General features: G+C 54.1%; 8 protein-coding genes. 3 read left to right on the top strand and 5 right to left on the bottom strand.

Annotated elements, in window-relative coordinates; genetic code table 11:
- The 3 genes from Q0F21_RS04155 to gltX form a co-directional block, all read left to right on the top strand.
- A partial coding sequence (locus tag Q0F21_RS04155) for an adenylate kinase (protein WP_297237676.1) occupies nt 1–504 on the top strand: 504 nt, incomplete at its 5' end.
- Nucleotides 505–566: 62 nt separating this feature from the next.
- A complete protein-coding gene (obgE, locus tag Q0F21_RS04160; RefSeq protein ID WP_297237678.1) occupies nt 567–1,724 on the top strand; it encodes a GTPase ObgE in 1,158 nt (385 codons plus the stop codon).
- 47 nt (nt 1,725–1,771) lie between these two features.
- Nucleotides 1,772–3,301 (top strand): glutamate--tRNA ligase, encoded by a 1,530-nt coding sequence (gltX, locus tag Q0F21_RS04165; protein WP_297237680.1) that lies wholly within the window; start codon nt 1,772–1,774, stop codon nt 3,299–3,301.
- 60 nt (nt 3,302–3,361) lie between these two features.
- Here gltX and Q0F21_RS04170 read toward each other — a convergent pair whose 3' ends face one another.
- The 5 genes from Q0F21_RS04170 to pyrE are packed head-to-tail and all read right to left on the bottom strand — an operon-like array spanning nt 3,362 to nt 7,790.
- Nucleotides 3,362–4,243 (bottom strand): lysophospholipid acyltransferase family protein, encoded by an 882-nt coding sequence (locus tag Q0F21_RS04170; protein ID WP_297237683.1) that lies wholly within the window; start codon nt 4,241–4,243, stop codon nt 3,362–3,364.
- A 3-nt stretch (nt 4,244–4,246) separates the two neighbouring features.
- Nucleotides 4,247–6,193, bottom strand: a complete 1,947-nt coding sequence (locus Q0F21_RS04175; RefSeq protein ID WP_297237685.1) for a family 20 glycosylhydrolase — start codon at nt 6,191–6,193, stop codon at nt 4,247–4,249.
- Between the two features lies 1 nt (nt 6,194).
- Entirely contained in the window at nt 6,195–6,707 is a 513-nt protein-coding gene (locus Q0F21_RS04180; protein WP_297237687.1) for a hypothetical protein, read from the bottom strand.
- Nucleotides 6,694–7,125, bottom strand: coding sequence for an SRPBCC family protein (locus Q0F21_RS04185; protein ID WP_297237689.1), 432 nt, complete (start codon nt 7,123–7,125; stop codon nt 6,694–6,696). Before Q0F21_RS04185 ends, Q0F21_RS04180 begins: the two co-directional genes overlap by 14 nt.
- 23 nt (nt 7,126–7,148) lie before the next feature.
- Entirely contained in the window at nt 7,149–7,790 is a 642-nt protein-coding gene (pyrE, locus tag Q0F21_RS04190) for an orotate phosphoribosyltransferase (RefSeq protein ID WP_297237691.1), read from the bottom strand.
- Nucleotides 7,791–7,852: the final 62 nt, after the last annotated feature.

Raw genomic sequence — 7,852 nt, forward strand, 5'->3', positions numbered from 1 at the left:
TACAACCTCAATCACATCTCCACAGGGGATCTCCTGCGTGCAGAGATCAAGAAGGGAACTCCCCTGGGGAAGAAGGTAGAGGGGCTCATCAGTGAGGGACACCTCGTACCCGATGAGACCATCGTGAGTATCATGGAGGGGCATATCAAGGATCCCGGTGAGTATGCAGGCATCATCTTCGATGGCTTCCCCCGCACGGTTGCCCAGGCTGAGGCGCTGGACGCGATGCTGAGTACTCACGGCGAGAGCGTCACTCTCCTACTGGAGCTAAAGGTAGGCGAGGAGGAGCTCATCAGCCGCATCCTGGAGCGTGGAAAGGTCTCCGGTCGAGCTGATGACAACGAAGAGTCGGCTCGTGAGCGACTCAAGGTCTACCACAGTGAGACTGAGCCGGTCCGCAACTTCTACTCCAAGCAAGGCAAGTACGTTGTTGTAGAGGGCGAGGGTAGTATCGATGAGATCACAGAGCGGATCATCAAGGCGATCGATAACTTCGTCGCCTGATACCGTTTTTTAGTAGATCCCCATTGCATTTGGAATAAGTTCCCTCTGAAGAAATACGTGCCATGGCTGAGTCAGGATTTGTCGATTACGTAAAGATCTATTGCCGGAGCGGCAAGGGAGGTCAGGGGTCTGTCCACTTCTACAGATCCAAGCGGAGTCCTAAGGGAGGCCCTGACGGAGGTGATGGCGGTCGCGGAGGAGATGTTTATCTGAGGGGTGATCGGAACTACTGGACCCTCCTTCACCTTCGTTACAATCGCCACATATTTGCGGGCAATGGCAAGAGCGGTGGTGAGAACAACCGTACGGGAACCGATGGAGATGATATCTACATCGACGTCCCACTCGGGACCGCCTGCTATGATGCCGACACGGGGGACTACATCACCGAGGTGCGAGAGCATGGAGAGGTGATCCGGATCCTCAAGGGAGGACGTGGAGGACAGGGAAACACCCGCTTTGCCACCTCGACCAATCAGGCACCCCGCTTTGCTCAACCCGGTGAGGCGCGCGAGGAGCGAGTGGTGATACTCCAGCTGAAATTGCTGGCTGATGTGGGACTGGTAGGCTTCCCCAACGCTGGGAAGTCGACCCTTCTATCCGCCATCACCACCTCCAAGCCTAAGGTGGCCAATTACCCCTTCACGACACTGGTCCCCAACCTTGGCATCGTGAAGTACCGTGATGGTCGCTCCTTCGTAATGGCGGACATCCCCGGGATCATCGAGGGTGCTGCTGAGGGAAAGGGACTTGGACTACGCTTCCTCCGTCACATCGAGCGCAATGCCGCCCTACTCTTCCTCATCCCCTCCAATGCTGACAACATAGCTAAAGAGTACGAGGTGCTTCTGGGCGAGCTCGAGAAGTACAATCCCTCGCTACTGGAGAAGAATAGGGTCCTGGGCATCTCAAAGTCCGACCTCATCGATGAGGATCTCGAGGAAATGATCCGCGAGACTCTCCCAGAGGGGGTGCCGGTCTGCTTCTTCTCCTCGGTGACTGGGCAGGGAGTGGCAGAGCTCAAGGATCTGATCTGGAAGAGCATTACCGTTAATAACTTTGAGGCTGTCTCTCCCCTGGTTGAGCAGAATCTCAATCGTACCCTGCAAGGGGTCGAGCTCGTTGAGAGCGAAGATGATGCTGAGGAGTCCTCCGACACTGACGAGGAGTCTGCGGAGACTGATGCCGGAGGTAGGATGCATGACGAGGATCCCTACTGATCCTATGACCCAACGACAGCGACAGAACGATAGATAAGAATACAGACATGACTGATACTACTCCATCACAGGTAAGAGTACGATTTGCACCCAGTCCTACCGGACCACTTCATATCGGTGGTGTACGCACCGCTCTTTATAACTACCTCTTTGCCAAAAATCAGGGTGGAAAGATGCTCCTGAGGATCGAGGATACCGACTCTCGTCGGTTTGTCCCCGGAGCAGAGGAATACATCGTCGAGTCCCTCAACTGGCTTGGCATCCATATCGATGAGGGTGTAGGTGTGGGAGGTGAGTATGGTCCCTACCGCCAGAGCGAGCGCAGGGACATCTACCGCAAGTATGTCCGTGAGCTGCTGGATAGTGGTCAGGCCTATAAGGCGTACGACACCCCTGAGGAGCTGGAGCAGGCTCGCGAGAGTACCAAGAACTTCCAGTACGATGCATCCACCCGTATGGGTATGCGCAACTCGCTCGTACTGACTGAGAGCGAGTGCGAGGAACTGGAGCAGGCTGGCGTACCCTACGTTGTGAGGCTTCGGATAGAGCCGGGAGAGGCGATCAGCTTTACCGATATGGTACGCGGTGAGGTGACCATCAACTCCTCGGAGCTTGACGACAAGGTACTCTACAAGCAGAGCGATGACCTCCCCACCTACCATCTGGCCAACGTAGTAGATGATCATCTGATGAAGATCTCTCACGTCATCCGCGGAGAGGAGTGGGTCACATCCACACCCCTCCATGTCTTGCTATATCGTGCCTTTGGCTGGGAGAATGAGATGCCTCGATTTGCCCACCTACCCCTTTTACTTAAGCCCGAGGGTAGTGGAAAGCTCAGCAAGAGAGATGGGGACAAGTTTGGCTTTCCGGTCTTCCCCCTTCGCTGGGAGTCACCTGAGGACGGAGCTGTGAGCCCGGGCTATCGCGAGAGCGGCTACCTGCCTGAGGCGGTGGTTAATTTTCTCGCTCTCCTGGGGTGGAATCCCGGTGACGACATAGAGCTTATGCCTATGAATGTCCTCATCCGTCGGTTTGACCTCAGCAGTGTCAATAAGAGTGGCGCCCGCTTCGATTACGAGAAGGGAAAGTGGTTCAACGAGCAGTACATCCGAATCTGCGACCTCGACCGCTTAGCCGACCTCTGTAAGCCTTACCTTGAGCAGGCGGGCATCACTTGCGACCACCACAAGTTGGTCTGTGCCCTTGAGCTGACACGCGAGCGTCTGACTCTCCTCCCGGACGTCGTAGAGCAGACCGGATACCTTCTCCAGGCGCCGACAGACTTTGACGAAAAGTCGGTCAAGAAGCGGTGGAAGGAGGATAGCGCCAAGCAACTTACTGAGTACCTCGAGTATATCGACACCTTCCCGAGGCCTCTCGATGTGAAGCTACTCGATGAGAAGACTCACGGCTGGCTGGAGGAGAAAGGCTATAAGATCGGAGTGGTGATGAACGCCCTCAGAGTGGCTCTCGTAGGGAAGGCGATAGGGCTCTACATCTACGACATCATCGACTTCATTGGTGTCAAGGAGACGAAGCAAAGGGTTCAGTACGCCATTGAGCGACTGGGCTGATACCTATATCAAGAAAAAAGCAGGACGTAAAGCTTAGTGCTTTGCGTCCTGCTTTTTTTCTCACCGTTTCTCGTACTTGAAGCGCTTATGACTCCATAGGTAGTAAGCCGGATCCCTTCGGATCATCTCCTCTAGGAGCTTATAGAACTGCTGCGTGAGTGTGAAGCCCCCCTGGTCGTCCTCCTTGTCATAGGGCATAGGGATGACTCTCACACTCCAGTAGCCTCTCCGCACACGATGCATATCGAGGAAGTAAGCAGTCAGATCCAGTCTCCTTGTGATTTTCTCTGCCCCGACATGCGTGGGTACCTGCCGACCAAAGAAGTCAATATAATGATGAAGTTTGTCTGCAGAGGGAGACTGATCAGCCACATATCCTACCCCAAATGGCTTTCCCGACTGTTTCGCTGAGAGCACATACCGCAGAGTATCCCTCATCTCAACCGACTTACTGCCATGAGCCTGACGATTGGCAAGGATGATCTGGTCAGAGACCGGGTCGTGGAGCTGAGAGTAGATCTGTGCACAAGTGACCCCGGGAAGCCAGAGAGCGATGGAAGGGATCCACTCCCACTGACCATAGTGACCGATATAGAGGGTAAAATTGCGTCCGCTGGCGGTATCCTCGCGGATCTGCTCTATGCCCTCAAAGGTGATGTGCTCCTTCATCTCCTCCACCGACCAAGTCATCATCTTCGGTGCCTCGAGTATCAGTTCGCAGAAGTAGCTGTAGAAATCCTTCGCAATCTTTCTCCTTTCCTGCCGAGTAAGCTCCGGGAAGGCGATCTCAAGATTGCGGTCTACCACCTCCCTACGATACCGTACCACATCCCTGATCACCCAGGCCAAGAAATCGGACAGACGGTAGAGCCGCCGGAGGGGGATCCTCCCGAGCCGGCGCCAGAGCCTAAGTACCCACTTAATCTTCTTTTCTTCTGTCATCACTCACTGGAGCATATCGTCTACAAAAACTGCCGTTGCCATCCACTTGACCGGTGCATACCATGCACTTCCGACAAAGGAGCCGACGGGGATTTTCAGTAGTAACGTATTCCACCCCTTTCGCAGAGTTACTTGTGTCGGAGGTCTCATCGTATAATTCTCGTCCCAGAACGGAATCTCAGGGTCGCCCTTCTGCCCCGAGTGAGCCCATAGGGGAGGAGCAATAGCCTCGCCATTAAGCCATATCTGGGCATCGGTATTGCTCCACTTACCCTTGGGGAAAGCATCCGCCCATTGCGACCTCGAGTAATCGTAAAAGCCGATCCATAGACCCGACTCTCGCTCCTCGTCACTCCAGACTCGCCGATATGCATAAACAGTCTGATTGGGGGCGGGATCGATCCATAGCCCCTTGATCTGCGGATCCCAGAAGTGCCTAAGTATCAGTGTACCTCCAATAAAGGTCGTGTCGGGTGTCAGGCTCTCCAATTCCTCTTCGGGTAGTGCCTCGACAGGGAAGGTCATGGCCGTCTTGCCGCCATTTGGATAGGAACCAAATATGCTCCAGCGGATCTCAGACTGGGGTATGTAAGGGAAAGGAAGCCCTTGCATATATCTCTTACCATAGATACAGAGCCGCCGCTCAAAGTCTCTAAAGCACTCGAAGTCTCTATCCTGACTAAGACTGACGAAGTTGTCTACATATCCGCCTCCTCCCCAGCCTTTTTCTGCAAAGGCAACAAGCGAGGGATAGGTCGGATTATGGACATGATTAAGATCGCCATAGAGCAGATTCCGATCATTCCATAAGCACAGTTCCCCACCAAGTAAGTGCTCATCATTATTGTCGGAGTCACTGTCCAGGATGCTGTGATAGAAGATCGAGACAACACTCTCCAGCGGGTCCATGTGATTGATGTAGAGGTTTCGAGAGTCTATCTTTGCAACCTTGGGATTATCGATCTCTGACTTCTCTGCGGCGCTCCAGAGCTGACGGATCACAGTCTCGGGATAATTGCCGCCAGGGCTCCAGCCGATCGCTTTCACCCCCTTCGTCTCTAGGAATGAGACCACAGTGGGTACAAAGTCCCGATTGTGTATCTTCACTTCGTCCGCACCTATATGCAGATAAGGACAGTCGACGTGTGAGAGAAACTCGTCCAGCAACTCCAGAACGATCGCCTGCCCCTTCTCGCTCTGCATGGAGCAGCCCATCGCCCTCTCAAATGCAGCGGAGTGACCCGGCATATCTATCTCAGGGAGGAATAGGATAAACCGTTCCTCGCAATACCGGCGAAGTTCCTCAAGCTCTTCATAACGGTAGAATAACCCCTTGTCTCTCGTCATCGTAGACGGGTTATTGAGCTCGGGATACAGCCGACTCTCGAGGCGCCACGCCACATCCTCGGTGGCGTGGAAGTGGAAGACATTAAGCTTCAGGCCGGCCATGGCATCGATCTGCTGCTTCAGCAGCACCACCGACTGATAGTTGCGCCCCACATCCGCCATAAATCCCCGCCAGCGAAAGGCTGGTGCATCCTCCACCAGTCCACAGGGAATGCCGGAGTCGGAGACCAATTGTCTCAGCGTCTGTATCCCATTGTACACTCCCCTTATCGACCTCCCCTCAATAAGGACCTCTGATGGGGAAACAAGGACACGGTATGCCTCAACACTTGGGCTAAATGAGAGCGTATCCGTACAGCGGAGGGAGAGGGTCACCTCATCATGCCCTGCTCGGCGTGGAAAAGCTCGCTCTATTGCAGGCGTAAGAGTGGAAAGACTGTCGCTCGATAGTTGTGGAATGAGGGCGAAGTCTGGGGGGATCGCCCCTCGATGCTGCTCCGCAAGGAGTGGACGGGGGGTGATCTCCCTATATCGTGAGTCCTGAGCGAAAACAGAACTAATGGATGCCAGAGCCAGACATAGAAGTATGAAAGGTCTATTCATCTCAGTAGCCGATAATTAAATCTCTTCCGCGGACCATGGCAGGATAGCGCTTCAGCACCGCCGCCGGCAGGTCCTTACGGATCTGCTGTCCCACACCAAGCGATAGATCGTATACGGCACCGCACTTGTCGCAGGTGGCAGACATCAGTGTCTCCATTGCCGGGGCATGATCCGGTCTTACCCCCCCCGCCGTGGGATAGCAGAGGGGACACTGAGCATCATATGCCGCATAGCCACCACCCTCTACCTCACCCGGAAGTCCATGGCATACGAGCAGCCCCCCCACTCCGAGCAGATCACTCTGATGACGAGGAGTAATGATAAGGATCGCAGTCTGAGGGGAGGCAATTGACCTTCCCTCGGCGGACATAAGGTCTATGGTGTAGCTCACCGGGAGATCCGGCAGTCGATCCTGTATGGAGGGATGACTGCATGAGGAGAAGGTCACGGCAATCACCAGTGCTGTGAGAGAGTGAAGGAGCGGGTAGAGTACGTCCGACTTACTTCTTGCCAAGGAAGCGATCCACGTCCAGGAGTTCGAGACTATCAGCCATCTTATCCAGCATAGGCTGCAGCTTAGTCTTCACCATACCGGCGACGAAGGAGGGTGCCTCTACTTCGACAGACACTTGAGTCTTGGTATTGTCGCCATCGGGCTGAAAATTGAGCACCAGCTCCACCGGCACCGGAGCTCCCTCTGCCTTGTAGCTGACAAGAGAGGGTTTCTCTATGCGGTTGCGACGAAGGGTAATGTCACCGACAAAAGGAAGCTTAGCAGCGATGCTATTATCGGTTACGGAGACGTCCTTAAACATCGGCTTATCGCCCACCTTGCTCAGGAAGTGACGTGCCGACTCCGGCTCTCCCGCTAGATCAAATACCGTCTCTATATCCTTCTTAATGGTAAACGGTCTGCTATTGATTACCTGCATATCTATCGTCTATTCTATGTCCATTATTTACCCCAGTTGGCCGGATCCTTCCGCCACTCCTTGAGGGTCTCCACCTGGTCGCTATGGATAAATCCTCTCCTCTCCGCCTCTGCAACCACGTGATCATAGTCGCTGAGGGTGTACATCGGTATGGAAGCCTCAGCAAAGGCATCCTCAGCGACGGCAAAGCCATGAGAGTAAGTAGCGACCAGTCCGAGCACCTCATAACCGGCTGCCTGCAGTGCCCTCGCTGCTGCGAGACTGCTACCACCGGTGGAGATAAGGTCCTCGATGACCACCACCTTGGCCTTCTTATCTATAGAGCCCTCAATCTGATTTTGCATCCCATGATCCTTAGCCTTTGCGCGGATATAGGAGAGAGGGAGATGCATACGATCAGCGACAAGAGCTGCCTGAGGGATACCACCAGTAGCGACACCGGAGACTGCTGTGACCTGAGGGAATTTCTCCTTGATCAGATCCACCAGCGCATCAGCGATCTGTGTACGGATCTCCGTCGAGGAGAGCGTCACTCTATTATCACAGTAGATGGGACTATGCCAGCCCGAGGCCCATGTGTAAGGATGTTCGGGATTAAGTGACACGGCATGAGCGTCCAGCAGGAGCTTAGCAATCTTCTCGGCTACAGTTATGGAGGTAAACATAGGGTGTTATTTCGTGAGTTATATTATCCAGCACCCAAAGGTAACTCATTTTTCTCTACCTG

Source organism: uncultured Porphyromonas sp., assembly GCF_934359325.1.
Lineage (GTDB): Bacteria > Bacteroidota > Bacteroidia > Bacteroidales > Porphyromonadaceae > Porphyromonas_A.